Here is a 26,606-nt window from a genome sequence, read left to right as displayed (position 1 = left end):
GCGGCCGCCAGGCGGCCGCCACTGCGCCGATCACATCCAGGGACGCTCCGGTGGCCGGGCCGCCGGATGCTCCGCGAGTTCGTCCAACGCCAGGTCGACGGCCGCGTCGAGCTGCGGATCCCGGCCGGCGTTGGCGTCGGCCGGGGTGAATTCGACCTCGACAGTCGGGTCGCAGCCGTGGTTCTCCAGGCCGTACCCGACGGACTCGAACCAGTTCATGTACTTGGGCTGCATCACCGCGGTGCCGTCCAACAACCGGAAACGCGCGTCGATGCCGACCACGCCGCCCCACGTCCGCATCCCCACAATGGGGACGCCCCGGTCCTTCAGGTACTGATTGATGATGTCTCCGTCGGAAGCGGAGTACTCGTCGCACACCGACACCAGCGGCCCGCGCACCGCCGCCGGCGGATACGTGCGGGGCACCTTCCCGCGCACCAGCTTCCATCCGGTGACCCGCCGCAACAGCTGTTCGGCCACCAACGGCGAGGTGTTGCCGCCGCGGTTGTCGCGGGTGTCGACGATCAGGCCCTCACACGCGGTCTGCGTGGCCAGGTCGCGGTGGAACTCCGCCCAACCACGCGACCCCTGGTCGGGGAGGTGGACGTAGCCCAGGCGCCCGCCGGAGCGCTCCCGCACATAGGCCCGCCGCTCGGCGACCCACGCCTGATAACGCAGGAGACGTTCATCGTCGAGCGGCACGATGACGACGCGACGCCCGCGCGGAGCGGCGCCCCCCTCAGCACCCGCATCCCGCACCAACAGCACCTCGGTCGGCTTCCCGGCCTTCCCCGCCAGCAGCGGCCCCGGCCCGACGCCGGAATCCACCGGCCGGCTATCGACCGCGGCCACCACATCGCCGACCCGCGCACCGATCCCCGGAGCCTCGAACGGCGACCGCGCCTGCGGCACCGAGGCATCGCCGGGCAGGATCCGTGTGATCCGCCAGCGTCCCTCCGAATCGCGCTCCAGATCCGCGCCGAGCCGTCCCTGGCAGCGCGCGGGATCGGCGGCGTAACCGGTCTCGCGGACATAGGCGTGGGACGTCCCGAGCTCCCCCTGGACCTCCCAGAGCAGGTCCACCATGTCGTCGTGCGAACCCAGAGCCTCGGCCAGCGGCGCGTACCGCTCCCACACCCCCGGCCAGTCCACGCCGCCGAGGTCGTCCCGCCAGAAGAAGTCGCGCTGCAACAGCCACGCCTCCCGCAGGCTCTGCCGCCGCTCGGCCACCGGATCCACGGTCACCCGGATCCGCTCCAGGTCCAGCGGCTCCCGGTCGCCGTTGTCCGGACGCGCGTCGGAGGGCTGCGACCGCAGCACCCCGCCGTCGCGCACGAGCACCCGGCAGCCGTCGCCGCTGACCTCGAACGAGTGCGCCTCGTCGGTGAGCGTCAGCACGTCCCGCTTGCCGAAGTCGTAGCGCCGCAGCCGGGGCTTGTCCGCCTCGTTAGACGGATCCGACATGCTGTCGCCGAGCGCGCCGTGCTTGAAGCTCTCCAGCCACAGCACGCCGCCCTTGGCCGCACGCAGCCGCGAGTAGTCGCCGGTCGGGACCGGGAAGGGCACGACCCGGCCCGCGATGCCCTCGACGTCCACCCGGCTGCGCGTCCTGCCGGAGCTACCGGAGCTGTGCGAGCTACCCGAGCTGTCTGAACTACCAGAGCTGTCGGAGCTGTCGGAGCTGTCGGAGCTGTCGGAGCTGTCGCCATCGTCGTCACCAGCACCCGACTTCGCGTCCTCCCCGATCGGCCGCCCCTGAAGCGTAGGCGCGAAGGGCGAAGGCTCGTCGGCGGCCAGCGGCACCAGGTACGGCCGGGCCCCGGGCACGAAGAAGAGGTCGAACACCTCGTCCGCGTAGTAGGGGTCGTAGGTGCGGTTGGACAGGAAGGCCAGATGCTTGCCGTCCAGCGTGAACGCCGGACTCCAGTCGAGGAACCGGCCGTCGGTGACGTCGACCGGGGTCAGCGTGGCCACGTCCGCGAGCCGGATCTTGCGCGGGCCGTCGGCCTGCGTGCCCTCGGCCCAGGCCAGCCAGCGCGAGTCCGGCGAGAACGCCGGATCCTCGGCGAGCGTGCCCCAGGCGTTGTGCGGCCCGCCGGCCGCGACGCGCGCCGTGCCACTCCCGACCTCGACCACCAACAGCCGGTTGTCCTCGGTCGAGACGGCGAGATGCGCGCCGTCCGGCGAAGCCGACAAGCCCGCGACCCGCGTCACCTCTCCGGTCAGGATCCTGCGGACCACCGCCTCGCGGTCCACGGCCTCGTTGTCGGCATCGACCGGCCCGATCTCGATCGACCACTCCCCGCCGGAGTCGGTCACCCACGCGGCGAACCCGGTCTCCCCGAGCACCACCGGCAGCCGCGCCCGAACCCCCGGCGTCACCGCGAGCGCCCGCGCGGGGCCGTCCTTGGCCGCGAGCCAGTGAATGGTGCCGCGCACCGTGACCGCTACCGCGCGTCCGGTCCGGTCCGCCGCGAACCCGCCGAGGTTCTTCGACGCCGCGACCGGGTACTCCGTGCGGCCTATTCGAGTTCCGGCCAGCCGCACCTCCAACGGCCGGGCCTCGCCCTCCAACTCCTCCAGCAGCCACAACCGCCCGCCGCGCATGAACACCACGCGCACGCCGTCGGTTCCGGCGTGCCGCGCGAAGAACCCGGACGGCTCGTCGGTGTGCTGACGGAGGTCGGACCCGTCCGGCCGGCACGAGTAGAGCTCTGAGACTCCCCCGGCGTCCGACAGGAACGCGGCCCGATCCCCCACCCACATCGGCGCGTCGATGTTGCCCTCGTGCTCGCGCAGGATCCGTCGGAAGTCGCCGGAGCCGTCCGCGTCGACCCACAGCTTGCCCGCGCGACCGCCCCGATAGCGCTTCCACCACGACGCGTCGTGCGCGATCCCGCGCCGCGTCATGACCGCACCGCCGGGACCGTGCAGCGCGAGCCCCTGCAACGTCCCGTAGGGCAGCGGCGTTGGGACGCCGCCGCCGAAGGGGACGGCGTGCGCCCGCACGTCCCCGCGCAGCGGCAGCCGGCCCCCGGCCACCACCACCTCGTCGGCCGACGACCAGCCGAGCACGTCGGTCCGGTCGTCGGCCCAGTACGTCAGCCGCGTCGCCGCGCCGCCGTCGACCGAGGCCACGTACGCCTCCGGCGCCCCGTCGCGCTGCCGCGTCCACGCCACCCGCGCGCCGTCCGGGGACAGCCGGGGGCTGCGCGCCGGCTGCCAGTCCGACGTGAACCGCGCGGCCCGCACCGAGCCGCCCGCACCGGCGGGCAGCTCGGCGAGCCAGACGTCGTCCTCCGCGACGAACGTCAGCAGGTCCCCCGAAAGGTGCGGGAACCGCAGATACGAGGTCTGCGACATCAGTGCTCGTACACTCCCGGCACCGACGGCGCAGCCACCGGCGGCTCCTTCGCCAGCGCGTCCAGGGCGATCTCGATCGCCTTGTCCAGCTGCGGGTCGGCCCCGGCGACGAAGTCCTGCGGCCGGAACGCGACCGGGACGGTCGGCTCGCAGCCGTGGTTCTCCAGCCCGTAGAGCCCGACCGAGTTGAAGACCAGCGCGTAGCGCGGCTGCGTCACGAACGTGCCGTCCACCAGGTAGTAGCAGTCGTCCATGCCGATGACGCCGCCCCAGGTGCGGGCCCCGACCACGGTCACGCCGTTGTCCTTGAGCGCCTGGTTGATGATGTCGCCGTCGCTGCCGGCCTCCTCGTCGCAGACCGAGACCAGCGGCCCGATCGGCGCGTACGGCGGATAGGTGTCGGGCAGCTCGCCGCGGGCGAACTGCCAGGCGAGCGGCTTGCGCAGCAGCCGCTCCACCACCAGCGAGGAGGTGATGCCGCCGCGGTTGCCCCGGGTGTCGACGACCAGGCCGTCCTTGACGATCTGGGCCGGCAGGTCGCGGTGGAACTCGGCCCAGCCCGGCTCGGCCTGGTCGGGCAGGTGCACGTAGCCCAGGCGGCCGCCGGACTTCTCCAGCACGTACGCGCGCCGGTCGGCGACCCAGTCGCGGTAACGCAGCGCCACCTCGTCGGCGATCGGCACCACGACCACCGCGCGCTTGGTTCCGGCCGCGTTCTCCAGCGTCAGCTCGGTCGGCTGGCCGGCCTTGCCCGCCAGCAGCGCGGCCGGACCGGAGCGTTCCGGGACCGCGACGCCGTCCACGGCGGTGATCGCGTCACCGACCCGGGCCGCCACCCCCGGCGCGGCCAGCGGCGAGCGGGCCGCCGGCACCGAGTTGTCGCCCGGCAGGACCCTGACGATCCGCCAGCGGCCGTCCTCGTCCGGGGCGAGGTCGGCACCGAGCAGGCCCTGCTGCCGGGCCTCGTCGCGGGACGTCTTCGGGGCGTCGACGTAGGCGTGCGAGGTGCGCAGCTCGCCCTGCAGCTCCCACAGCAGGTCCACGAAGTCGTCGTCCGTCGAGGCGGCCGGGACCAGCGGCAGGTAGCGGGTGCGGGCCGCCTCCCAATCGATGCCGTCCATGGCCGGCTTGATGTAGTTCTCGGCCTGCAGGCGCCAGGCCTCGGTGAAGGCCTGGACGCGCTCGGCCTCGGGGACGACCTGCAGCCGGATCCGAGCCAGGTCCACGGTTTCCGGCTTCGCGTCGTCGGCCTTGTCCGCCGGACGCACCGAAAACGCGCCGTGGTCGGAGACGACCAGGCGCGCGCCGTCGCCGGAGACCGCGTAGCCGTCGAGCTCCTCGACCAGCGTCTGCTCCTCGCGCTTGCCGAAGTCGAAGCGCATCAGCGCGGGCCGGGACTCGTCCTTGCCGGAGCCGGCCAGCTGGGTGCCCAGGGCGCCGGTGACCGGCTTGGCCAGCCAGGCGACGCCGCCCTTCACCGCCGCGAGGTCGGCGTAGGTGCCGGAGGCGACCGGGAACGGGACGGCGCGGGTGGTGATGCCGAAGGCGTCGATCACCGTGGTTGGGATCTCAGAGTCCTTCTTCGCCCCGTCCGCGCTCTCGCCACCGTCGTCGCCGTCGTCCACCGGACGCCCGCCGAGCTCCGGATCGAACGGCGAGGGCTCGGTCTCGGCCAGCGGGACCAGGTAGGGCCGCGTCGAGGGGAGGAACGAGTAGTCGAAGTACATGTCCTCCTCGTAGGAGTCGAACGTGCGCGCCGACAGGAATGCCAGGTGCTTGCCGTCCGCGGTGAACACCGGGTTCCAGTCCCGGAACCGCGGCTCGGTGACGTCGACCGTCTCCAGGCTCGCGACGTCGGCGACCCGGATCTGCCAGGCGTCCGGCACGTTCGAGCGCTGACTCCACGCGAGCCACTTCGAGTCCGGCGAGAACGTCGGCTCGGAGACGAAGTTCATGCCCCAGCGCGGCATGGCCCGGAAGGTGCCCTCGCCTTCGACGACCACGCGCAGCGTGCCGGCCTCGACGTCGACGAGGAGCAGCTTGTTGTCGCGGGTGGCGGCGGCCAGGTACTTGCCGTCCGGGGAGGCGGCGAGTTCGTTGACGTACCCGAACTCGCCGGTCAGGATCCGGCGGCGCTGCGAGCCGTCAGCGGCCGCGATGTCGATCGAGTACTCGCCGCCGGCGTCGATGACCCACGCGGCCTGCCCGGTCCGGCCGAGCACGACGGGCAGCCGGCTGCGCGTGCCCTCCTCGACGCTGAGGCCGCGCGCCGGGCCGTCCTTGTGGGTCAGCCAGTGCACCGTGCCGCGGACCTCGACGGCGCTGGCGCGGCCGGTGTGGTCCGGGCTGACGGCGCCGAGGTGCTCCGCGGCGTCGATCGGGCGCGGGGTGCCGGCGCGGCGCGCGCCGGGGAGGCGGATGTCCAGCGGGCGCGGGTCGTCTTCGAGGTCTTCCATCACCCAGAGCCGGCCGGCCCGCTGGAAGACGATGCGGACTCCGTCGGTGGCGGCGTGGCGCAGGTAGTAGCCGCCCTCGCCGGTGGTGTGGCGGCGCAGGTCGGTGCCGTCGGGCAGGGCGGAGTAGAGCTCTGCGACGTCGTCCTCGTGGTCGGAGTGGAAGACCACGCGGCCGTCGAACCACATCGGGTCGCCGAGGTTCCCCTCGACGTCGGCCAGGAACCGCTCGAACTCGCCGGTACCCTCGCGGTCGATCCACAGCTGGCCGGTGGCGCCGCCGCGGTAGCCCTTCCACAGGTAGGAGTTGCCGGCGTAGAAGCGGCTCAGGACCGCCGGGCTGCCTTCCGCGCCGGGCTCAGCGAAGGCCAGGGCCTTGAGGTTGCCGAAGGGGAGCCGGGCCGGGTGGCCGCCTTCGAAGGGCACGGTGTGCGCGAAGTTGTAGAAGCGGTGGCCGTGGCCGCCCCAGCCGCGCACGATCACCTCGTCCTGCGACGCCCAGCCGATGGCCTCGGTGCGTGGATGGCCCCAGTACGTCAGCCGATGACCCGCCGGGCCCTCGACCGGCTGGGCGAACACCTCGACGACGCCCTCCCGCGCGGACGTCCACGCCAGGCGCGAACCGTCCGGCGACAGCAACGGCCTTTTGACCGGGACGCGGTCTGAGGTGACCCGCGAAGCGCGGGCCGAAGCGGCGAAGCCTGGCAAGTCGGTGACCCACACGTCGTCATCGGCGACGAAGGTCAGAGTCGATCCGGACAGATGCGGGTAACGGAGGTACGTCGTCGTCTGCGTCACCTGTCGAACGTAGGGCAAAGAGTTCCGACTCTGCCACTGATAAGGGACGATGTACCGGCGGGGGGAGTTTTGAGTTCACGCACCTTGACGGCCGGGCGCACAACAGTCCCGACGCCCGCCGCCAGTGCGCTTTGCGCTTCGAACATGACAACAGCGGCCCCGGCGGGTCGCCGGAGCCGCTGCTGTCAGCAGAGTCCTCGCTCAGAATTCTTCAGGCGAGGCAGCCACTAGTCCAGGCCGTAGTGGCAGTTGTGGTGCCAGAAGCCGTGCCAGCCGTCGTTCCAGCCGCCGTCCCAGCCCCCCTGCCAGCCGACGACGCTGACCACCACACCGTCGCCGTTCCCGACCACGTCGTGGTTGCCCACGACGTTCCCAGCGCCCTGCGTCACGTTGCCACCGGTGCCCTGCACGACGTTCCCGGTCCCCACCCCGCTGTTGCCGGAAGTGGAGCCCGAGGTGGTGCCGATGTTGGTACCGCTGGAGTTGACGTCGGCGCTGGCGGCCGAGGCGCCGGCGAGGATGAGGGCGGCGACCGTCGCGGTCGTCGCCAGGGTCTTGGTCACAAAAGACATGCAGTCCTCCGTGTTGTTGTGAAGCCCCCCATCAGGGCCCGCACTGTGAGTCTCACACCGCAGAGGCCGCTATATGCGGATCATCACACTGAAACCACCGAAACCGGTCGCTCTCCGACACGAAGGACGTGCGGGGGCTGGATTGTCCCGGGTTTCGGCACACGGATTGTCTGGAAGCTGATACTTTCCCGCGGGTTCAGATGTACGCCGGGAATTGGAGTTCGAGATCCCGGCGAAGGCACGGCCGACGAGGAGGAATCGCGTGACGAGTCGTAGAACGCTCTCCGATCTTCACCAAGAGAACGCCACGGACCCGGAGTTCCAAGCCGCCGATGCCGAGGCCCGGCTTCGCTTCGATCTCGGAGAAGCAGTCTTGGCACGCCGCGAAGCATTCGACCGGAGTCAGACGCGCCTCGCGCAACGCGCTGGCATGGGCCCCGAGGCAGCGACCGGCTGAACCACCCCACAAAGCGTCGGCCCCCGCGCACACCACCCGCGCGAAGGCCGACGCCGCCACCTCACGCGTTCGTCGGGAACCCGAGGTTCACGCCGCCGTGGCTCGGGTCCAGCCAGCGCTGGGTGACGGCCTTCGTGCGCGTGAAGAAGTGCACGCCGTGCGGGCCGTAGGCGTGGGTGTCGCCGAACAGGGAGGCCTTCCAGCCGCCGAAGGAGTGGTAGGCCACCGGGACCGGGATCGGGACGTTCACGCCGACCATGCCGACCTCGACCTGGTCGCGGAAGCGGGCCGCGGCGCCGCCGTCGTTGGTGAAGACCGCCACGCCGTTGCCGTAGGGGTTGCTGTTCACGAGGGCCAGGGCCTCGTCGTAGGACGGGGCTCGGACCACGGACAGGACCGGGCCGAAGATCTCGTCGGTGTAGATGCTCATCGACGAGGTGACCTTGTCGAACAGGGTGGGGCCGAGCCAGAAGCCGTTGCCGGTGTCGATGCCGGCCTCGGCGCCGCCGATGGTGTGCTCGCGGCCGTCCACGACCAGGTCGGCGCCGGCGTTGACGCCCGCGTCGAGGTAGGAGGTGACCTTGTCGCGGTGCGCGCCGGTGACCAGGGGGCCCATCTCGCTGTCCGGGAGGCAGCCGGGGCCGACCTTCAGCTTCGCCATGCGCTCGGTGATCTTGGCGACCAGCTCGTCGCCGATCGGGTCCACCGCGACCAGGACCGACACCGCCATGCAGCGCTCGCCGGCGGCGCCGAAGCCGGCCGACACCGCGGCGTCGGCGGCCAGGTCCAGGTCCGCGTCCGGGAGCACCACCATGTGGTTCTTGGCGCCGCCGAGGGCCTGCACGCGCTTGCCGTAGCGGGTGCCGTTCTCGTAGACGTAGCGGGCGATCGGCGTGGAGCCGACGAAGGACACCGCGTGGATGTCGGGGTGCTCCAGCAGCCGGTCCACGGCCACCTTGTCGCCGTGCGCCACGTTGAACACGCCGTCCGGCAGCCCCGCGCGCTTCCACAGCTCCGCCAGGAACACCGACGCCGACGGGTCCTTCTCCGACGGCTTGAGCACCACGGTGTTCCCGGCCGCGATCGCGATCGGGAAGAACCACATCGGCACCATCGCCGGGAAGTTGAACGGCGAGATGATCGCCACCGGCCCCAGCGGCTGGTGCAGCGAGTACACCTCGACGCCGGTCGAGGCGGAGTCGGTGAACGCACCCTTGAGGATGTTCCCGATGCCGCAGGCGAACTCCACGACCTCCAGCCCGCGCGCCACCTCGCCGAGCGCGTCGGAGTGCACCTTGCCGTGCTCGGCGACGATGAGCGCGGCGAGCTCGTCCTGGTGCTGGTTCAGCAGCTCCCGGAACGCGAACAGCACCGTCGTGCGCTTGGCCACCGACGCCGCCCGCCACCCCGGGAACGCCGCCGCGGCCGCGGACACCGCGTCGTCGACCTCCTTCACCGAGGCGAAGTCCACCGATCCGGTGACGGCCCCGGTCGCCGGGTCGTGCAGGTCGCCGTGGCGCGCGGCGACGCCGTCCCACGCGCGGCCGTCGATCCAGTGGGTGACGTGCTTGGTCATGGCGTTCCTTAAGGGGTGCTTGGGATGAATTCCGACGCTGCTGATGAGTCTGCGACCGGCGGCCGGGTCCGACAACGCTCAGGCTGTCAGGGGATCCGGCGAAAAGGCTGACAGCCTGACTGATCCGAATCCGTCCGAACCCGCGCGATGAGTTCGGGCGACGCCGCCGGTATGTACCTGCGACCGACTCACCACGAGGGAGAACCCGATGTCAGACAATCGTGAAGCGGACACGGCGGCGATCCAGGCGGTCCTGACCGCCTCATACAAGGCCTGGGACGCCGGCGACGCCGCCGCCATGGTCGCCGACTACACGCCCGACGCGACCGCCATCATGACCGGCTCGCTCCGCGGCAGCCGCGAGGAGATCCGCGAGGGCATGGCCCTGGCCTTCCAGGGCCCGCTCAAGGACACCTCCACCTACAACAAGCAGCTGAGCCTCCGCTTCGTCGGCCGGGACGCGGCCATCGCGGTCAGCGAGTCCGCCATCCTGTTCGGCGGCCAGACCGAGGCCCCGGACGCCGGCAAGGTGAACACGACCTGGGTCTTCGAGAAGCGCGACGGCCGGTGGCTGATCGCCGCTTACCACAACAGCCCGGTGCTGGCGCCCGCGCAGTGAACCGCCGCGTGGCGCCCCGGCCGCCCCGGCTTCCCTGGGCAGCCGGGGCGCCACGCTCTCAGGAGTCGAACCCCATCCCGAACCGGTCCAGCGTCCGCAGCCACAGGTTCCGCCGGCCGCCGTTCTGGTCGGCGCGCCCCAGAGCATTGCTGGTCACCGTGATCCCGAACCACTTCAACGGCTCCGGCGGGAACGGCACCGGCTTGCTCCGCACCATCTTCAACGACGTCCGCTCAGTCTCCGCACCCGACAGCAGATCGAGCATCACGTCCGCCCCGAACCGCGTCGCCCCGACCCCGAGCCCGGTGTACCCGACCGCGTACGCGACCGCGCCGCCATGTGCCATGCCGAAGAACGCACAGAACCGTGAGCAGGTGTCGATGACGCCGCCCCACTTGTGCGTGAACTTCAGCCCCTCCAGCTGCGGGAACGTCTCGAAGAAGTGCCCGGCAAGCTTGTCGAACGTCTCCGGCCGCTGATCCAGCCGCGAAGAGATCTTCGATCCGAAGTGGTAGACCGCGTCGTAGCCGCCCCACAGGATCCGGTTGTCCGCGGACAGCCGGTAGTAATGAAAGTGGTTCGCCGAGTCGCCGATGCCCTGCCGGTTCTCCCAGCCGATCGCCGCCATCTGCGCCTCGGACAGCGGTTCGGTCATCAGCGCGTAGTCGTAGACAGGAACGATGAAAGACCGCACCCGCCTCAAAAGACTCGGGAAAGCGTTCGTCGCCAGCGCCACCTTCGGCGCCCGCACCTCGCCGCGGTCGGTCGCGACCCGCATCAGCAAGTCGTCGCGCTCCAGCACGGAAACCGGCGACTTCTCATGGATCCGCACCCCGAGCCGCAGGCACGCGTCCCGCAGTCCAAACGCCAGCCGCGCCGGATCGACCATCGCGCAGCCGGTCTTGTCCCACAGCCCGGCGTGGTACGTCGGCGAAGCCACCTGCGCCTGCACCGCCGCGCGATCGAGGAACACGACGTCCTCCGACGTCTCCGCGGAAGCCAGCTCCTCCGCCTGCCACTCAGCGGTAGCGACGGCCAGCTCCCCGGAGCGCCGGAAATCGCACTCGATCCCGTACCGCTCCAGCGTCGCCTCGATCGCGTCGAGGTTCTCGTGCCCGAGCCGCTCCAAGGTGTCCATCTCGTCGGGCCAGCGGGACTCGCCGTTGTCATAGCCGTGGGTCAGCGACGAGGAGCAGAACCCACCGTTGCGCCCGGAGGCGGCCCAGCCGATCCGGTTCGCCTCCAGCAGCACCACGTCCCGGTCGGGGTCGCGTTCTTTCGCGCGCAACGCCGTCCACAGCCCCGAGTAGCCGCCACCGACGACGACCAGATCGGCGACCGTCCGTCCGGCCAACGCCTCCAGGGCTCCGGGGCGGTCGTGCGTGTCGAGCCAGTAGGGAGTGGGGGACGCGTCGGCCAGCAGATGGTCGTACTTCATGGTGCAGCGGCACCCTCTCAGAAAGCGAAGGGGGCGCCGGTACGACGCCCCCTAAGGTTGGATTGTACTGATTTGAGCGGTCGAACGACCCTTAACGAGCCTTCGACGTCTTCAGCCACTTCGGCACCTCGGCGACCGCGATGCCCGCCAGCGTGACGATCAGCATCAGCGAACCGATCACGTTGACCTGCGGCGGGATGCCCTTCTGCACGGCGTTCCAGATCCAGTACGGGAACGTCACCGAGTTGCCCGCGGTCATCTCCGTGATGATGAAGTCATCGAAGCTCAGCGCGAACGACAGCAGCGCCGCCGCCCCGATCCCGGGCGCCACCAGCGGGAAGGTCACCCGCCAGAAGGTCTGCCAGGGCGTCGCGTACAGGTCCTGCGCCGCCTTCTCCAGCATCGGGTCCATGCCGTTGAGCCGGGACTTCACCGTGATCACCACGTAGCTGACGCAGAACATGATGTGCGCGATGAGGATCGACTTGAAGCCGAGGAAGTCCACGCCGAACGTGTTCAGGAACAAGGCCAGCAGCGTGGTGCCCATGACGATCTCGGGGGCCGCCATCGGCAGGAACAGCACGCTGTTGACGAACCCGCGGCCCTTGAAGCTGTGCCGCACGATCGCGAACGCGATCATCGTGCCCAGGATCGTGGCGACCAGCGTCGCCAGCAGCGCGATCTCCAGCGAGAGCATCAGCGGGTCGTGCAGGATCCCGTCGTCGAGCGGGTTCTTCCACGCGTCGAGCGAGAACTTCTCCCACTTCACGTTGTACTTGCCCGAGGGCTTGTTGAACGACATCCACACGACGACGAAGTTCGGCACCAGCAGGAAGAAGAAGATCAGGAACGCGACGATGGCGATCACATGCTTGCGGAACCAGTTGATGACAGCCATCAGACGATCTCCTCCGTCCCGGCTCGCTTGATGTAGGCGAGGGTGATGACCAGCGTGCCGACCATCAGCAGCACCGACAGCGCCGCGCCGTACGGGATGTTGCCGCCGGTGCCGATCATCTGCTGCTCGATCACCGTGCCGATGACCTTCGTCTTCGGCCCGCCCAGCATCACCGCGTTGGTGTAGTCGCCGACGGCCGGGATGAAGGTCAGCAGCGTGCCGCCGACGATGCCGGGCAGCGCCAGCGGGAACGTGACCTTGCGGAAGGTGGCCCAGGCCGAGGCGTACAGGTCCTGGCCTGCCTCGTGCAGCCGCGGGTCGATCTTCTCCATCGCGGTGTAGATCGGCAGCACCGTGAACGGCAGGAAGTTGTAGACCATGCCGCAGACCACCGAGAACGGCGTCTGCAGCACGCTGTTGTCCGAGTACGTCCAGCCCATCCCGCTCAGCAGCGGCGTGATGTGCAGCGTGTTCATGGTGTGCACGACCCAGCCGTCGTCGGCCAGGATCGTCTTCCACGCCAGCGTGCGGATCAGGTAGCTGGTGAAGAACGGCGCCACGACCAGCGCCATCAGCAGGTTCTTCCAGCGCCCGGCCTTGAAGGCGATGAAGTACGCCAGCGGCAGCGCCAGGATCAGGCAGAACACGGTGCACATCACCGAGTACTCCAGCGACCGGATGACCTGCTGGTGCCACTGGCTCCAGACGTCGCCGAAGTTGGCCCAGCGCCAGCTGAGCACGAACCCGGTGTCCATGTCGCCGGTCTCGACCGAGGTCGAGACGATCGACCACATCGGCACGATGAAGAACACCACCAGCCAGGCGATGCCCGGGGCCAGCAGCAGGTAGGGCAGAGTCGCCCGCCGTCGCAGCACCCGCTTGTCCGCGCGCTGCTCGGCCGCGGTGGGCCCGGGGACCAGTTCGTCGACGACCTCGGCGGCCGCGGGCGGCGCGCTCACGAGGCGGCCTCCAGGTCCGCCTCCGCGCCGGCGTCGATGTCCTGCTTGCCGTCCAGGCCGAAGCCCTGCGACGGGTCCCACGACACGACGACGTCCGAACCCGGGCGGAAGATCTGCGCGCCGTCGTTCTGCACGAACACGCCGAGCTCGTCGCAGCCGGAGGCCTTGACGATGTACTGCGTGGACACCCCGACGAAGCTGGTGTCGGTGACCACGCCGCCGGTGAGCACGTTGCGGCCGTCCGGCACCTCGTCGGCGGAGGCGTGGATCGACATCTTCTCCGGACGGACGCCGACGATGACCTCGTCACCGGAGGCGTTGTTGCGCGCGGTGGGGATCAGCACGCGGGTGCCGTCCTCCAGCGTCACCTGCAGGTGCTCACCGACGGTTCCCGATGCCTTGCCGGGCAACAGGTTCGACTGCCCCAGGAAGTTGGCGACGAACGTCGTCTTCGGGTTCTCATACAGGTCGGTCGGCGACCCGAGCTGCTCGATCCGGCCCAGGTTCATGACCGCGATGGTGTCGGCCATGGTCATGGCCTCCTCCTGGTCGTGCGTGACGTGCACGAACGTCAGGCCCACCTCGGTCTGGATCCGCTTGAGCTCGATCTGCATCTGCCGGCGCAGCTTCAGGTCCAGCGCGCCCAGCGGCTCGTCCAGCAGCAGCACCTGCGGCCGGTTGATCAGCGCCCGGCCGAGCGCGACGCGCTGCTGCTGGCCGCCGGAGAGCTGGTTGGGCTTGCGCGCGCCGATGTGCGAGAGCTCGATCAGGTCGAGCATGTCCTGGACGGGCTTCTTGACGTCCTTGACGCCGCGCCGCTTGAGGCCGAAGGCGATGTTGTCCTGGATGGTCAGGTGCGGGAACAGCGCGTAGTTCTGGAAGACGGTGTTCACCGGGCGCTTGTAGGGGCGCAGCCGGGTGATGTCGCGGTCCCCGATCAGGACCCGGCCGTTCGTCGGCTCCTCCAGGCCGGACACCATGCGCAGCGTCGTGGTCTTGCCGCAGCCGGACGCGCCGAGCAGCGCGAAGAACGAGCCCTGCGGAATCGTCAGCGTCAGATCCTTCACGGCGGCGAAGTCGCCGAAGCGCTTGGTGACGTTCACCAGCCTCAGGTCACCGGCCACGCCGCCTCCGGCCGAGGTCTCAGTGTTCTTACTCATCTACCGCTGCCTGCCTGTCTTGCCTTCGGGGAGGGGATCGGAAAGGGGAAGGGAGGGGATCGGCATCAGCCGGTGACGTCCTTGAACTGCGAGACGTACTTGTCGAGGGTCTTCAGGTCCAGGTTCTGGAACTCGTGCGCCTTGGCCTTGGTGGCCGCGTCCGGGAAGATCAGCTGGTTCTGCAGCGCGTTCTTGTCGATCGCCTGCATCGCGGTGTCCGCGCCCTGCATCGAGGGGATGTAGCTGATGAAGTCGTCCAGCGCGGCGCCGACCTTCGGCTCCAGCATGTAGTTCATGAACTTCTCGGCGTTGGTCTTGTGGGAGGCCATGGCCGGGACGCACATGTTGTCGGCGAACCAGAGCATGCCCTCCTGGGGCACCACCCAGACGATGTTCGGGTCGCCGATCTGCGCGATGTCGCCCGAGTACGCCATACACATGGCGTAGTTCCCGTTAGTCAGGTCGTTGATGTAGTCGTTGCCGGTGAACTGCCGGATCTGGTTATTGTCCCGGGCCTTCTGGACGTAGGCGACGGCGGCGCTGAACTGGTCGTCGGTGAACTTCGACGGGTCGGCGCCGGTGGCCAGCAGGCCGAAGCCGACGCCGTCCTCCATCTCGGAGAAGTAGCCGACCTTCCCCTTGTACTTGGGGTCGGTCAACATGTCCTTGATGGACAGCTGCTGCGCCTGGGCCGCGGTCAGGCCGGCGGACTTGAGGTTGACGCCCATCAGGGTGAAGCCCAGCGCCCACGGCACGGTGTGCTTGCGGTTCGGGTCGTAGGCCGGGCTGGCGGCCTCGGGCAGCAGGTCCTTGAAGTTCGGGATGTTCGCCAGGTTCAGCGGCTCCAGGTAGCCCATCTGCCGGAGCTTGCCGATCATCCAGTCCGAGAGCACCATCAGGTCCCGGCCGGTGTCCTGGCCGGCGGCCAGCTGCTGGTGGATCTTGGCGAAGAAGTCGTCGTTGGAGTTGACGTCCTCGGTGTAGTTGACCGTGATCCCGGTCTCGGTCTTGAAGTTGTCCAGCGTCGGCCGCTTGTTCTTGTCGTTCGGGTCGACGTCGATGTAGGACACCCAGTTGGAGAAGTTGACGATCTTCTCGGTGTCCGACTTGTCGGTGCCCGCCTTGCCCTCCAACGGGGCGGCCGAGGACGACGAGCTCGAACCCGCGCCGGAACCGGAGGACCCGGCCGAGCTGTTCTTCGTCTTCGTCGCGCACGCGCCGAGCAGGCCGGCCGCGCCGAGGCCGACGCCGGCGGCCAGGAAGCCCCGGCGCGAGGCGCCCCCGCCGAGCTGGCGCTTGAAGGCTTCAGGGAAACGGTCGGCGGAGTCGAGGAACTCCTCGCGGGACCGGGATATGTCGTTCATGCGATGGTCCGTCCTATCACCTGTGGGGCTGAACAGCGGGCGGTTGGTGCGGTGGCAGTGTGGTGGCAGTGCGGTGGCGGCGTGGTGGCGATGCGCCGGCACCGGCGGTGTCAGAGCTCGAAGATGGTCCGGTGCCAGGGCTTGCGGGCCACTCCGGTGAGGTCGTGCATGGTGTGCTTGACCTGCGTGTACTCCTCGAAGGAGTAGGACGACATGTCCTTGCCGAACCCGGAGGACTTGTAGCCCCCGTGCGGCATCTCGCTGATGATCGGGATGTGGTCGTTGACCCAGACGCAGCCCGCGGCGAGCTCGCGCACGGCCCGCAGCGCACGGTGGTGGTCGCGGGTCCAGGCCGAGGCGGCCAGGCCGTAGGGGGTGTCGTTGGCCAGCGCGAAGGCCTCGTCGTCGGTGTCGAACGGCAGCGCCGTGAGCACCGGCCCGAAGACCTCGTCGCGCACGATCTCCGAGTCCTGCGCGACCCCGGTGACCAGCGTGGGCCGGTAGTACGCGCCGGCCGCCAGGGGCCCGCCGGGGGCCTGGCCGCCGACCACGATCTTCGCGCCGTAGCCGCGGGCGCGGTCCACGAAGCCGGCCACGCTGTCGCGCTGCCGGTAGGACACGAGCGGGCCGAGGTCGGTCGCGGGGTCGAACGGGTCGCCGAGCTTGACCTTGGCGTACAGGTCCGCGACGCCGGCCACGAACTCGTCGAACCGGCTGCGGTGCACGTACGCGCGGGTCGCCGCGGTGCAGTCCTGGCCGGTGTTGATCAACGAGCCGGCGACCGCGCCATGGATCGCGGCCTCCAGGTCCGCGTCATCGAACACGACGAACGGCGCCTTGCCGCCGAGCTCCAGGTGCACGCGCTTGACCGTGCGGGAGGCGATCTCCATGACCCGCTTGCCGACCGGGGTGGAGCCGGTGAACGACACCATCCGCACCCCGGGGTGCGCCATCAGCGCCTCGCCGGCCACCGGACCGCTGCCGACGACCACGTTGACCACGCCGTCCGGGATCCCGGCGTCGGTGCAGGCCTGCGCGAACAGCAGCGCGGTCAGCGGCGTGAGCTCGGCCGGCTTGAGCACGATGGTGTTGCCCGCGGCGATCGCCGGCAGGATCTTCCAGGCCGCCATCTGCAGCGGGTAGTTCCACGGCGCGATCGAGGCCACCACGCCGATCGGCTCGCGCCGGATCGCGCTGGTGTGGTCGGCGGAGTACTCGGCCGAGGCCTTGCCCTCCAGGTGGCGCGCGGCGCCGGCGAAGAACGCGGTGTTGTCCACGGTGCCGGGGACGTCGAAGCCGATGGACAGCCGGATCGGCTTGCCGGTCTGGCGCGACTCGGTCTCGGCGAACTCCTGAGCGCGTTCGTCGAGCAGCCGCGCGAGCCGGTGCAGGGCGGCCGAGCGCTCGGCCGGCGTGGCCCTGCTCCATTCGGGGTACGCCCGTTCGGCCGCTTCCACGGCCAGACCGGCGTCGTGCTCGTCACCGAGTACGACCTCGGCGACGGTGGAGCCGTCCGCCGGATTCGTGACCTGATGCACGACTCCTGACGATCCGGTCCTCAGTCCCCCGCCGATGTACTGGTGCACCACGTTCTCCCTTGACGGCTTGCAAACCTCCCGTGGGCAAGGCGGTCACCCACGTTTGAGTGAGGATCGTTACAGACATCCGGCAGAGAAACAAGGGATTCCGTCGAAGAAAATGATTCTCGCAACGAAATCGCGACCTGCCCTTGGCCTGCAGAAACCGATCCCGCGCCGCATCAGGACGGGACCGATTCGACGCGATCCCTTGCGCGGCCCGGGACGCACCTGGCAGGGTGCCTCGGCAGTGCGATCGTTCTGAACACAGTGCAAAGAACAATGGGTTAAGCACCGCGCACCGTCGCGGCACCCCGGGCGTCCCGAAGACACCACCCGCGCCATGAGCCCCGCACGTCCCCAGGAGCCACCGTGAGCAGCGCAGACCGCCCCGAGCCGACCGCCGACACACCGATCCTGGCCGACGGCGGGACCGTGCCGACCCCCTCGATGTACGCCACCCAGTACCCGACCGTCGGCGACGTCCTGCAGCTCGGCCCGGTCAAACAGGGCGGGCCCCGGGTGGTGGCCGGCGCCGGCGGGCTGGACCGCGTGGTGCGCTGGGTGCACGTCACCGAGCTGGTGGACGTCGGCACCATCCTGCGCGGCGGCGAGCTGGTGCTGTCCACCGGCATCGCCTGGCCCGAGGACCGCGACCGGCTCGCCGACTTCGTCGCCGACCTGGCCAAGCTCGGCGCCGCCGGCCTGGTGCTGGAGCTGGGGCGCCGCTACACCGACAGCAGCCTGCCCAAAGCGCTGCTGGCCGCCGCCGAGAAGCACAACCTGCCGGTGATCACGCTGGCGCTGGACACACGTTTCGTCACCATTACCGAAGCCGTGCACGGCCTGATCATCGACGCGCAGCTGGCCGAGCTGCGCGCCTCGGACGAGGTGCACCAGACCTTCACCGAGCTCGCCGTCGAGGGCGCCTCGCCGGACGAGGTGGTCCAGCAGATCGGCCGGATGTCCGGCTGCCCGGTCGTGCTGGAGAACCTGGCGCACCAGGTCCTCACCTACTCCCAGGCCGGCGCCGACCCCTCGGTCCTGCTCGACGGCTGGGAGGGCCGCTCCCGCTCGGTGCGCACCGCCACCGGCCGCACCATCTACGACGAGCGCTCCGGCTGGCTGACCACGGTGGTCGGTGCGCGCGGCCACGACTGGGGCCGCCTGGTCCTGATCTGCAACGACCCGGCCCCGGTGCCGCGCCTGTCCATGCTCCTGGAGCGCGCCGCCGCGACCCTGGCCCTGAACCGGCTGGTCGAGCGGGACCGCGACTCGCTGGAGCGGCAGACGCACCGGACGCTGCTGACCGCGATCCTGTCCCACGGCCAGCCGGCCTCCGAGGTGGCGCTCCGGGCCCGGGCGCTCGGCGTGACCCTCGACGGCCGGCGGCTGGTCGGCGTGGTGCTGCGGCTGCGCACCGCCGCGCATCCCACGGCGCTGGAGACCCAGGCCCGGCTGCGCGAGCTGACCGACCAGGCCGCGGCCGCGATCCGGGACCGCCGGCTGTCGGCGCTGATCGGCACGCTGGACGAGCACAGCGTCGGTCTGCTGCTGGCCCTGGGTCCGCAGGACCGCGAGGACGCCGCCCTGGACGGCTTCGCCGAGCGCGTCCGGCGCCTGGTCGAGCGCCCGACGTCACCGTCTTCCGCCGACGGCTACGTCATCGCGGTCGGCACCTCGGTCGGCGCGGTGCGCGACGCGCGGCGCTCGCTGCTGGAGGCGGTACAGGTCGCGGACGCGGCCGTCCGGCAGCCGGCCGGCCAGGCGCCGTACCACCGGCTGGTCGACGTCCGACTGCGCGGCCTGCTGCATCTGCTGCGCGACGACGCGCGCCTGCAGACCTTCGTGGAGCGCGAACTCGGCCCGCTGCTGGCCTACGACGCCGAGCGCGGCACGGACCTGGTCAAGATGCTGTCCGTGTACGTGGAGTCCGGCCGCAACAAGTCGGCGGCGGCCGACGCGGCGCACCTGTCGCGGCCGTCGTTCTACGAGCGGCTGCACCGGATCGAGCGGATCCTGTCGGTCGATCTGGATTCGGTGGAGTCATGTCTGGCGTTGCATGTGGCGTTGCTGGCGTTGGAGGCTATAAGGCCATGAGCGCCCAACAGCCCTATGACGAAGTCGCCGAACTCTACGCCGACAAGTTCAGCGACAGTTTGTCGAGCTACCCGCTGGAGCGCGGCCTGCTCGCCTCGTTCGCCGAGCTGGCGAAGGCGGTCGGCGGTCCGGTCGCGGACCTGGGCTGCGGGCCCGGGTACGTCACCGCGCACCTGAGCTCGCTGGGGCTGGACGCGTTCGGCGTCGATGTCTCCTCCGGGATGATCGAGCAGGCCAAGGCCCGGCATCCGGAGCTGCGATTCGAGATCGGGTCGATGGCCGCCGTGGACATCGCCGACGGATCGCTGAGCGGCCTGGTGTCCCGCTACTCGATCGTCCACACGGTGCCCGAGGACGTCCCCGCGATCCTCGCCGAGTTCCGCAGGGTCCTGGCTCCCGGCGGCCACGCGCTCATCAGCTTCCCGGGCACCGACGACGCCTCGCCGCTGACAGTCCCGTACGACCACACGGTCCACACCGCTTACCGCTGGTGGCCCGACCATTTCAGTGCCCTGCTGCACGCCGCGGGCCTGGAGGAGGTGGGCCGGTTGATCGAGCGCGCGGCGCCGGACACACCGCGACCCTTCCCGATGGTCAACTTGGTCGCCCGCCGGGAGGCCTGAAACCGGGGGCGATGGGCCATGCTGGATACCGACAGGTAACTTCGGCCCACCCACGAAGGACACGTCCATGGCCTCCACCCCCGAGCTCGGCGCTCCCGCCCCCGACTTCACCCTGCCGGGCATCGTCCTGTCCGGCACCGAGGTCGAGCAGCGCGACTTCACGTTGTCCGAGCACCGCGGCAAGCCGATCGTGCTCGCCTTCTACCCCGGCGACGACACTCCGGTGTGCACCAAGCAGATGTGCGCGTACAACAACGAGCTGGAGAAGTTCACCGGCATCGGCGCCGAGATCTGGGGCATCAGCCCGCAGGATCTGGCGAGCCATGAGAAGTTCGCGCAGCGGCACGGGCTCCACCAGCCCCTGCTCGCGGACCCCGAGAAGACCGTGATCCGGCAGTACGGTGTCGCGCTGAAGGGCTTGGGCCTGAAGCGATCCGTGTTCCTCGTCGACGCGGAGGGCGTGCTGCGCTGGAAGCACGTCGCGACCTTCGGCCTGACGTTCCAGCCGGTCGCGACGCTGACCGAACAGATCGCCGCACTCGCCTGAGACGGCAACTAATCTGAGGGGCATGCCGCTGCCCGAAGGGCCGTACGCCCGCCACACCGCCCGCATCCTGCTGATGAACAAGGAGGACCGCCTGCTGCTGTTCAAGTACCAGGACGGCAGGCGGTCCCACACCTGGTTGACCCCGGGCGGCGGCATCGACGACGGCGAGACAGTGGACGCCGCCGCGGCCCGCGAACTGTGGGAGGAGACGCGCCTGGTCGTCGCGCCTGAAGAGCTCGGCGGCCTGGTCGCAGCCACCGGCGGTTACGCCGACTTCGGGTGGAAGAAGGGCACCTTCCGCGAGGACTACTTCTTCCACCGCGTGGACACACGCGACATCGACATGAGCGGCTTCACCGCCTACGAGCGCAAAACCATCTCCGAGTACCGCTGGTGGTCGATCGCGGACTTGGAGGCCACCGACGAGAGAGTCGTCCCCTGGGGCTTGGCGCCGTTGCTGACCTCGATCCTGCGCGACGGCCCGCCGGAAAACCTCGTCGAGCTGCCGTGGCATCACTGACTACGCTTTTTCCATGACCACCGACTGGCGCAGCCGCAAAGGCCCGATCGGGATGCTCACCGGCGCGGGCATCAGCACCGACTCTGGTATCCCGGACTTCCGGGGCCCCACCGGGGTGTGGACCAAGGACCCGATCGCCGAGTTGCTGTCGACGTACCAGAACTACGTCGCCGACCCCAAGCTGCGCGAGCGCTCGTGGCTGGCGCGGCGGGACAACCCGGCGCGGCACGCCGAGCCGAACGCGGCGCACAAGGCGCTCGCGGAGCTGGAGCACTCCGGGCGGTCCGTGCGGATCATCACCCAGAACATCGACCGGCTGCACCAGAAGGGCGGGTCGTCGCCGCGCAAGGTGATCGAGATCCACGGGAACATGGCCGACGTGGTCTGCATCGCGTGCACGTACCACACCACGATGGACGCGACGCTGGAGCGCGTCGCGGCCGGCGAGGCGGATCCGCCGTGCCCGGTCTGCGGCGGCATCCTGAAGGCCGCGACCATCATGTTCGGCCAGAACCTGGACCCGGCGACGCTGTGGCAGGCCGAGCAGGTGGCCGAGGCCTCGGAGATCTTCCTGGCCGTCGGCACCTCGCTGCGCGTCGAGCCGGCCGCGTCGATGTGCGAGGTGGCCGTGGCGCACGGCGCCGACCTGGTGATCGTCAACAACGAGCAGACTCCGTACGACCACCTGGCACCGAGGTGATCCGGGACCCGATCGGCGAGGCGGTGCCGCGGATCGTCGCCGAGCTGATCGCGGCCGGGAGCTAGGCGGGAACCTGCCGGGAGCCAACCGGGAGCTGGGTTAACCGTGGATTGACGCGAGGTTGCGCACCCCGGAGCATATGACGCGTGAACGTGCCCCGGGACGACGAGCCGGCGGCGGCCGGGGAGGAACCCTGGCAGCCGCCGGTGTCGGAGTACGCGGTCTACATGACGCCGGCCGAGGAGCACCGCCGCCTCGGCCTGGCGCTGTACGGCGCCGGCTGGCACACCATCGCCGAACACGGCATCCGCTGGGACGCCCGGGTCCTGAACTGCTACGCACTGCACCTGGTGACCCGCGGCTCGGGCTGGATCGAATGGGGCGACCGGCCGCGCACCCGGCTGCCGATCAAGGCCCCGGCGGCGTTCTGGCTGTTCCCCGGCCTGGTGCACTCCTACCAGCCGGACGTCGGCGGCTGGACCATCACCTGGGCCCTGTTCGACGGCCCGGCGGCGGCCGGCTACGAGAGCCTGGACTTCCTCTCCCGCACCTCACCCGTGGTCCCCCTCGGCGACGCGCGCCCGGTCCGCGAGCTGTTCCGCGAACTGCTCACCGTGGTCCGCACCACCGGCCCGCACTACGAGGTGTCGGCCGGAATCCTGGTCCACCGCCTGATCACCGCGGTCCGCGACAACGGCCCGGGCCTGCGCGAGTCCCGTGCCGTCCGCGCCCTCACCGAGCACGCCACCGACCCCGTGGCGCTCCAGGACCACGCCACGCGCCTCGGACTGACCGTGACCCAGCTGCGCGAAGAGGTCCGGCTGGCGACCGGCTCGACACCGAAGGAGTACATCCTGCGGGTCCGGCTGTCCAAGGCGAAGGACCTGCTGGCCGCGACGGACCAGAGTGTCGTCCAGGTGGCGCGGGCCGTCGGCTACGACGATCCGGCGTACTTCACCCGGCTGTTCACGCAGCGCGTCGGACTGTCGCCGACGATGTTCCGACGCGGTTCCCTGTCGGCGTAGCAATCCCTGGCCGACCGTTCTGCGGTTCGCGAGCTTGTGGACCGGTACGCCAAGCTCTTCGACGACCGCACCTTCACCGCGACGCTCCCGCTGTTGTTCGTGCCGGTCCCGGCCCCGACGAATATCCAACAAATATCCAAGGACGACTCAGCAAGATCCATGGCCGCACGCGCCCGGCGGCCCCGATCATCGCTGAGTGGCACACGAGCGCGTACTGACCGTCGAGGGCGGCAGGTTCCTGCGAGGCGGCCGGGAGCACCGGATCGTCTCGGCGGCGATCCACTACTTCCGGGTACACCCGGAGCTGTGGCGGGATCGGCTGGAGCGGTTGCGCGCCATGGGATGCAACACCGTCGAGTGCTACGTCGCGTGGAACTTCCACCAGCCGGCGCCCGGGGCGGCGCGCTTCGACGGCTGGCGGGACGTCGCGGGGTTCATCCGGCTGGCCGGTGAGCTCGGGCTGGATGTGATCGCACGTCCGGGTCCTTACATCTGCGCCGAGTGGGACTTCGGCGGGCTGCCGGCCTGGCTGCTGGCCGACGAGAACCTGCGGCTGCGCACCGCCGATCCGGCCTATCTGGCGGCCGTGGACCAGTGGTTCGACCAGCTGATACCGGTTCTGGCCGAACTGCAGGCGACCCGCGGCGGACCGGTCGTGGCGGTGCAGATCGAGAACGAGTACGGCAGCTTCGGCGACGACCCGGACTACCTCGGCCACCTTCGCAAAGGCCTGATCCAGCGCGGCGTGGACACCCTGCTGTTCACCTCCGACGGCCCGCAGGAGCTGATGCTCTCCGGCGGCACGGTGCCGGACGTGCTGGCCACCGTGAACTTCGGGTCGCAGGCCATCGACGGCTTCGCGAGCCTGCGCCGCCTCCGGCCCGACGACCCGCCGGTGTGCATGGAGTTCTGGAACGGCTGGTTCGACCACTTCGGCGAGCCGCACCACACCCGCACCCCGGAGGACGCCGCGCGCACGCTGGACGAGATCCTCGCTGCGGGCGCCTCGGTCAATTTCTACATGGGCCACGGCGGCACCAACTTCGGGTTCTGGGCCGGCGCCAACCACTCCGGCGTGCTCGCCGGGGATCCGGGATATCAGCCCACGATCACCAGCTACGACTACGACGCGCCGATCGGCGAGGCCGGCCAGCTGACGCCGAAGTTCCACCTGTTCCGCGAGGTGATCGCACGGCACGTCGGGCTGCCGGAGGCCGCTTCGTCGGAGGTTGGTCTGCCCGCCCCCGCGCCCCGCCTGAAACCGCAAACCGTTACCGCGCCCCGGATCGCGGCCCTACGGGACCGACTGGACGTGCTGGCGACAGACCCAGTGCGCCGCCCGACGCCGGAACCGATCGAAAAGCTGGGCCACAGCTTCGGCCTGGTCCACTACCGCCGCCGCGTCGAAGGCCCCGCGCGCACCCACACGCTGCGGATCGAGGGCGTCCGCGACCTCGCGCAGGTCTTCGCGGACGGAAAGCTGCTCGGGATGGTGGAGCGTGACAAGCCCGAGCAGACGCTGGATCTCCAGATCCCGGGCGGGGGCCTGGATCTGGAGATCCTCGTCGAGCCCTTCGGGCGGGTCAACTACGGCCCGCACCTGGCCGATCGCAAGGGCCTGATAGGCGGCGTACGGCTGGACCACCAGTTCCAGTTCGGCTGGGAGCACCGGGTGCTGCCGCTGGACGATCTGTCGGGGCTGACAGCCGCCGATAATCAGGATTCTGCAATCGCAGCGACGCCGACCGCAGGCCCGGCATTCCACCGCGCCACGGTCGCCGTCACCGAGCCGGCCGACGGCTTCCTCGCGGTCCCCTCCACGGCGCGGAGCCTGCTCTGGCTCAACGGGTTCCTGCTCGGCCGGCTGTGGGACCGGGGCCCTCAGGTCACGCTCTACGCCCCGGCACCGCTGTGGCGCTCCGGCGAGAACGAGCTCGTGGTGCTGGTATTGGAGCCCAAGAGCGGTTCGCAGAGCCTGGACATAGAGCTGCGCGACGAGCCCGACCTCGGCCCGCTCGCGCCGCCCTACACCCACGCGGACTACTGAGGTTCCCTCAGGCGTCCCGCTTCTTCACCACCACCAGCGACACCACCACCGAGATCACGACCCACCCCCCGTACACCAGCCACGCGTGCATATCGCTGGCCGGCCACTTGCCCAGCGTCTGGTTCGGGTCCTTGTGCCAGAACGTCAGCGTCTCCTCGGCGTTGCCGGGGAACAGGTGGCCGACCTCCTTGACCCAGCGGTACTTGTCGCCGCCGAAGAAGGCGGGCAGCAGGAACAGGAAGGCGACCACGGCCACGATCGAGGCCGTCGCGTTGCGGATCAGGGCGCCGAACAGCATGCCGATCAGCGCGCAGACCGGGACCACCAGGGTGTAGGCCGCGATGGCGATCTGAGCGTTGTGGTCGGTGATCGACGCACCGACGTGCCGGCTGGCGACCATCGCCTGGCCGCCGAGGAACGAGACCATCGCGACGATGAAGGCCAGGACCGTGGTGATCGTGCACAGCACCGTGATCTTCGCCGCGACCACGCCCCCGCGCTTCGGAACCGCGGCGAAGGTGGTACGGACCTGGCCGGTCGAGAACTCGCCGAACATCGTCAGCGCGCCGATCGCCGCACCGCCGAGCATCATCAGCTGCACCGCGAGGCGCGACAGGGAGCGGAAGAGCGGGTCGTAGTAGAAGTGCCAGTGATTGCCGTTCGGCGCCACCCCTTCGGGATGGGCAAGGTTCTGGTCCAGGTACTGCAGATCGGAGCGGACCCCGTTCAGGTTGATGAAGATGGTCGCGGCGGCCGCCAGCAGCAACACCAGCCAGGTGGAGCGCAGCGAGGCGACCTTGATCCACTCCATCCGGCACAGGTCGCGGAAGCGCGGCTTGGGTTCGCTCGGGAGCCGCGCGGAGACAGGGGTCTGCGATGCGGCGGTCAGGGTGCTCATCGGGCTTCTCCTGCGGCGTATTCGACGGAATCGGCGGTCAGTTCCATGAACGCCTTCTCCAGAGAGGCGTTCTGGGTGGCCAGCTCGGCCAGCATGATGTTGTTCCGCCAGGCCAGCTCGCCGATCCGGGCCGAGGTCAGGCCCGAGACGGTCAGGCCGTCGGCCCCGGCGGCGGCCTGGACGTCGGCACCCTCGGCGGTGAGGATCGCGGCCAGCGCGGCGGCCTCGGGCGCCTGCACCAGGACAGTGGCCTGCGAGCCGCGGCGGGAGAAGTCGGTCAGCGTCTCGTCCGCGATCAGCGCGCCGCGGCCGATGACCACGAGGCGTTGGGCGGTGTGCTCCATCTCGGACATGAGGTGGCTGGAGACGAACACCGTCCGACCCTCTTTGGCCAGTCGCTGGAACATCTCGCGCACCCAGCGCACGCCCTCGGGGTCCAGGCCGTTCAGCGGCTCGTCGAACAGCAGCACCGGCGGGTCGCCGAGCAGCGCGCCGGCGATGCCCAGGCGCTGCTTCATGCCCAGCGAGTAGCCGCCGATCCGCTTGCGGCCGGCCTCGGCCAGCCCGACCTCCTCCAGCACCTCCCCGACCCGGCGCAGCGGGATCCGGTTGCTGACGGCCAGCGATTTCAGATGGGCCACGGCGGAGCGCCCGCCGTGGATGTCCTGCGCGTCCAGCAGCGCGCCGACGTGGCGCAGGCCGCGTGGCCGGTCGGCGAAGCGGCGGCCGTCGATGGTGACGGTGCCGGAGGTCGGCGCGTTCAGCCCGAGGATCATGCGCAGGGTCGTCGACTTGCCGGAGCCGTTGGGGCCCAGGAAGCCGGTCACCGTCCCGGATCGGACGGTCACGGTCAGGTGGTCCACGGCGGTCTTGTCGCCGTAGCGCTTGGTGAGGTCAGTCAGCTCGATCACG

The 26,606-nt window shown here is 70.1% G+C and carries 19 protein-coding genes and 1 pseudogene; 8 read left to right on the top strand and 12 right to left on the bottom strand.

All coding sequences use genetic code 11. The features are described 5' to 3' along the window. Nucleotides 1-30 precede the first annotated feature (30 nt). The 4 genes from ABH935_RS23970 to ABH935_RS23955 all read right to left on the bottom strand — a co-directional run bounded on the left by ABH935_RS23970 (nt 31) and on the right by ABH935_RS23955 (nt 9,219). Nucleotides 31-3,363: a PDZ domain-containing protein gene (locus ABH935_RS23970; RefSeq protein ID WP_370380165.1), complete on the bottom strand. Its 3,333-nt coding sequence runs from the start codon at nt 3,361-3,363 to the stop codon at nt 31-33. Continuing rightward, nucleotides 3,363-6,614 carry a PDZ domain-containing protein gene (locus ABH935_RS23965; RefSeq protein WP_370380164.1) on the bottom strand — a complete coding sequence of 1,084 codons (3,252 nt, stop codon included), beginning with the start codon at nt 6,612-6,614 and terminating at the stop codon, nt 3,363-3,365. The genes ABH935_RS23970 and ABH935_RS23965 overlap by 1 nt, the downstream gene beginning before the upstream one ends. A 227-nt stretch (nt 6,615-6,841) precedes the next feature. Next, complete coding sequence (locus tag ABH935_RS23960; protein WP_370380163.1) at nt 6,842-7,186, bottom strand: hypothetical protein; 345 nt, start codon at nt 7,184-7,186, stop codon at nt 6,842-6,844. 518 nt (nt 7,187-7,704) lie between these two features. Further along, nucleotides 7,705-9,219 carry a CoA-acylating methylmalonate-semialdehyde dehydrogenase gene (locus ABH935_RS23955; protein ID WP_370380162.1) on the bottom strand — a complete coding sequence of 505 codons (1,515 nt, stop codon included), beginning with the start codon at nt 9,217-9,219 and terminating at the stop codon, nt 7,705-7,707. 208 nt (nt 9,220-9,427) lie between these two features. Between ABH935_RS23955 and ABH935_RS23950 the strand changes: the two genes are divergently transcribed. Beyond that, a complete protein-coding gene (locus ABH935_RS23950) occupies nt 9,428-9,838 on the top strand; it encodes an SgcJ/EcaC family oxidoreductase (RefSeq protein WP_370380161.1) in 411 nt (136 codons plus the stop codon). Nucleotides 9,839-9,896: 58 nt separating this feature from the next. Here ABH935_RS23950 and ABH935_RS23945 read toward each other — a convergent pair whose 3' ends face one another. The 6 genes from ABH935_RS23945 to ABH935_RS23920 all read right to left on the bottom strand — a co-directional run bounded on the left by ABH935_RS23945 (nt 9,897) and on the right by ABH935_RS23920 (nt 17,243). Next, nucleotides 9,897-11,276, bottom strand: coding sequence for an NAD(P)/FAD-dependent oxidoreductase (locus tag ABH935_RS23945; RefSeq protein WP_370380160.1), 1,380 nt, complete (start codon nt 11,274-11,276; stop codon nt 9,897-9,899). Between the two features lie 91 nt (nt 11,277-11,367). After that, nucleotides 11,368-12,174 carry an ABC transporter permease gene (locus tag ABH935_RS23940; RefSeq protein WP_370348166.1) on the bottom strand — a complete coding sequence of 269 codons (807 nt, stop codon included), beginning with the start codon at nt 12,172-12,174 and terminating at the stop codon, nt 11,368-11,370. Beyond that, nucleotides 12,174-13,133 carry an ABC transporter permease gene (locus tag ABH935_RS23935; protein WP_370380159.1) on the bottom strand — a complete coding sequence of 320 codons (960 nt, stop codon included), beginning with the start codon at nt 13,131-13,133 and terminating at the stop codon, nt 12,174-12,176. Before ABH935_RS23935 ends, ABH935_RS23940 begins: the two co-directional genes overlap by 1 nt. Then, complete coding sequence (locus ABH935_RS23930) at nt 13,130-14,293, bottom strand: ABC transporter ATP-binding protein (RefSeq protein WP_370380158.1); 1,164 nt, start codon at nt 14,291-14,293, stop codon at nt 13,130-13,132. The genes ABH935_RS23935 and ABH935_RS23930 overlap by 4 nt, the downstream gene beginning before the upstream one ends. A 65-nt stretch (nt 14,294-14,358) precedes the next feature. Then, the gene (locus tag ABH935_RS23925; protein WP_370380157.1) at nt 14,359-15,657 is read right to left on the bottom strand and encodes a spermidine/putrescine ABC transporter substrate-binding protein; all 1,299 of its coding nucleotides are present in this window, start codon (nt 15,655-15,657) and stop codon (nt 14,359-14,361) included. A 110-nt stretch (nt 15,658-15,767) separates the two neighbouring features. Then, nucleotides 15,768-17,243, bottom strand: coding sequence for a gamma-aminobutyraldehyde dehydrogenase (locus ABH935_RS23920; protein ID WP_370380156.1), 1,476 nt, complete (start codon nt 17,241-17,243; stop codon nt 15,768-15,770). 441 nt (nt 17,244-17,684) lie between these two features. Between ABH935_RS23920 and ABH935_RS23915 the strand changes: the two genes are divergently transcribed. The 7 genes and pseudogenes from ABH935_RS23915 to ABH935_RS23885 all read left to right on the top strand — a co-directional run bounded on the left by ABH935_RS23915 (nt 17,685) and on the right by ABH935_RS23885 (nt 24,796). Beyond that, on the top strand, nt 17,685-19,334 hold the full coding sequence (locus ABH935_RS23915) for a PucR family transcriptional regulator (RefSeq protein WP_370380318.1): 1,650 nt from the start codon (nt 17,685-17,687) through the stop codon (nt 19,332-19,334). Next, the gene (locus tag ABH935_RS23910) at nt 19,331-19,957 is read left to right on the top strand and encodes a class I SAM-dependent methyltransferase (RefSeq protein WP_370380155.1); all 627 of its coding nucleotides are present in this window, start codon (nt 19,331-19,333) and stop codon (nt 19,955-19,957) included. Before ABH935_RS23915 ends, ABH935_RS23910 begins: the two co-directional genes overlap by 4 nt. Before the next feature lie 67 nt (nt 19,958-20,024). Beyond that, nucleotides 20,025-20,504 (top strand): peroxiredoxin, encoded by a 480-nt coding sequence (locus ABH935_RS23905; RefSeq protein ID WP_370380154.1) that lies wholly within the window; start codon nt 20,025-20,027, stop codon nt 20,502-20,504. A 22-nt stretch (nt 20,505-20,526) separates the two neighbouring features. Beyond that, a complete protein-coding gene (locus tag ABH935_RS23900; RefSeq protein ID WP_370380153.1) occupies nt 20,527-21,024 on the top strand; it encodes an NUDIX hydrolase in 498 nt (165 codons plus the stop codon). A gap of 13 nt (nt 21,025-21,037) precedes the next feature. After that, nucleotides 21,038-21,789: pseudogene (locus ABH935_RS23895) on the top strand (NAD-dependent deacetylase). Nucleotides 21,790-21,870: 81 nt separating this feature from the next. Then, nucleotides 21,871-22,749 carry a helix-turn-helix domain-containing protein gene (locus tag ABH935_RS23890; RefSeq protein WP_370380152.1) on the top strand — a complete coding sequence of 293 codons (879 nt, stop codon included), beginning with the start codon at nt 21,871-21,873 and terminating at the stop codon, nt 22,747-22,749. A gap of 196 nt (nt 22,750-22,945) precedes the next feature. Beyond that, nucleotides 22,946-24,796 carry a beta-galactosidase family protein gene (locus tag ABH935_RS23885; RefSeq protein ID WP_370380151.1) on the top strand — a complete coding sequence of 617 codons (1,851 nt, stop codon included), beginning with the start codon at nt 22,946-22,948 and terminating at the stop codon, nt 24,794-24,796. A gap of 7 nt (nt 24,797-24,803) precedes the next feature. Here ABH935_RS23885 and ABH935_RS23880 read toward each other — a convergent pair whose 3' ends face one another. Both ABH935_RS23880 and ABH935_RS23875 read right to left on the bottom strand, forming a co-directional pair. Then, nucleotides 24,804-25,694: a hypothetical protein gene (locus tag ABH935_RS23880; RefSeq protein ID WP_370380150.1), complete on the bottom strand. Its 891-nt coding sequence runs from the start codon at nt 25,692-25,694 to the stop codon at nt 24,804-24,806. Next, the gene (locus tag ABH935_RS23875; RefSeq protein WP_370380149.1) at nt 25,691-26,605 is read right to left on the bottom strand and encodes an ATP-binding cassette domain-containing protein; all 915 of its coding nucleotides are present in this window, start codon (nt 26,603-26,605) and stop codon (nt 25,691-25,693) included. The genes ABH935_RS23880 and ABH935_RS23875 overlap by 4 nt, the downstream gene beginning before the upstream one ends. Nucleotide 26,606: the final 1 nt, after the last annotated feature.

Source organism: Catenulispora sp. GAS73, from assembly GCF_041262085.1.
GTDB lineage: Bacteria > Actinomycetota > Actinomycetes > Streptomycetales > Catenulisporaceae > Catenulispora.
This window is presented reverse-complemented; position numbering and strand designations above follow the sequence as displayed.

What these genes read in the sequence shown, in the direction of transcription:
- ABH935_RS23900 (WP_370380153.1), top strand. Translation starts at nt 20,527, where the DNA reads ATGCCGCTGCCCGAAGGGCCGTACGCCCGCCACACCGCCCGCATCCTG.
- ABH935_RS23970 (WP_370380165.1), bottom strand. Translation starts at nt 3,363, where the DNA reads ATGTCGCAGACCTCGTATCTGCGGTTCCCGCACCTTTCGGGGGACCTG.
- ABH935_RS23955 (WP_370380162.1), bottom strand. Translation starts at nt 9,219, where the DNA reads ATGACCAAGCACGTCACCCACTGGATCGACGGCCGCGCGTGGGACGGC.
- ABH935_RS23880 (WP_370380150.1), bottom strand. Translation starts at nt 25,694, where the DNA reads ATGAGCACCCTGACCGCCGCATCGCAGACCCCTGTCTCCGCGCGGCTC.
- ABH935_RS23930 (WP_370380158.1), bottom strand. Translation starts at nt 14,293, where the DNA reads ATGAGTAAGAACACTGAGACCTCGGCCGGAGGCGGCGTGGCCGGTGAC.
- ABH935_RS23905 (WP_370380154.1), top strand. Translation starts at nt 20,025, where the DNA reads ATGGCCTCCACCCCCGAGCTCGGCGCTCCCGCCCCCGACTTCACCCTG.
- ABH935_RS23960 (WP_370380163.1), bottom strand. Translation starts at nt 7,186, where the DNA reads ATGTCTTTTGTGACCAAGACCCTGGCGACGACCGCGACGGTCGCCGCC.
- ABH935_RS23940 (WP_370348166.1), bottom strand. Translation starts at nt 12,174, where the DNA reads ATGGCTGTCATCAACTGGTTCCGCAAGCATGTGATCGCCATCGTCGCG.
- ABH935_RS23925 (WP_370380157.1), bottom strand. Translation starts at nt 15,657, where the DNA reads ATGAACGACATATCCCGGTCCCGCGAGGAGTTCCTCGACTCCGCCGAC.
- ABH935_RS23910 (WP_370380155.1), top strand. Translation starts at nt 19,331, where the DNA reads ATGAGCGCCCAACAGCCCTATGACGAAGTCGCCGAACTCTACGCCGAC.
- ABH935_RS23915 (WP_370380318.1), top strand. Translation starts at nt 17,685, where the DNA reads ATGTACGCCACCCAGTACCCGACCGTCGGCGACGTCCTGCAGCTCGGC.
- ABH935_RS23945 (WP_370380160.1), bottom strand. Translation starts at nt 11,276, where the DNA reads ATGAAGTACGACCATCTGCTGGCCGACGCGTCCCCCACTCCCTACTGG.
- ABH935_RS23950 (WP_370380161.1), top strand. Translation starts at nt 9,428, where the DNA reads ATGTCAGACAATCGTGAAGCGGACACGGCGGCGATCCAGGCGGTCCTG.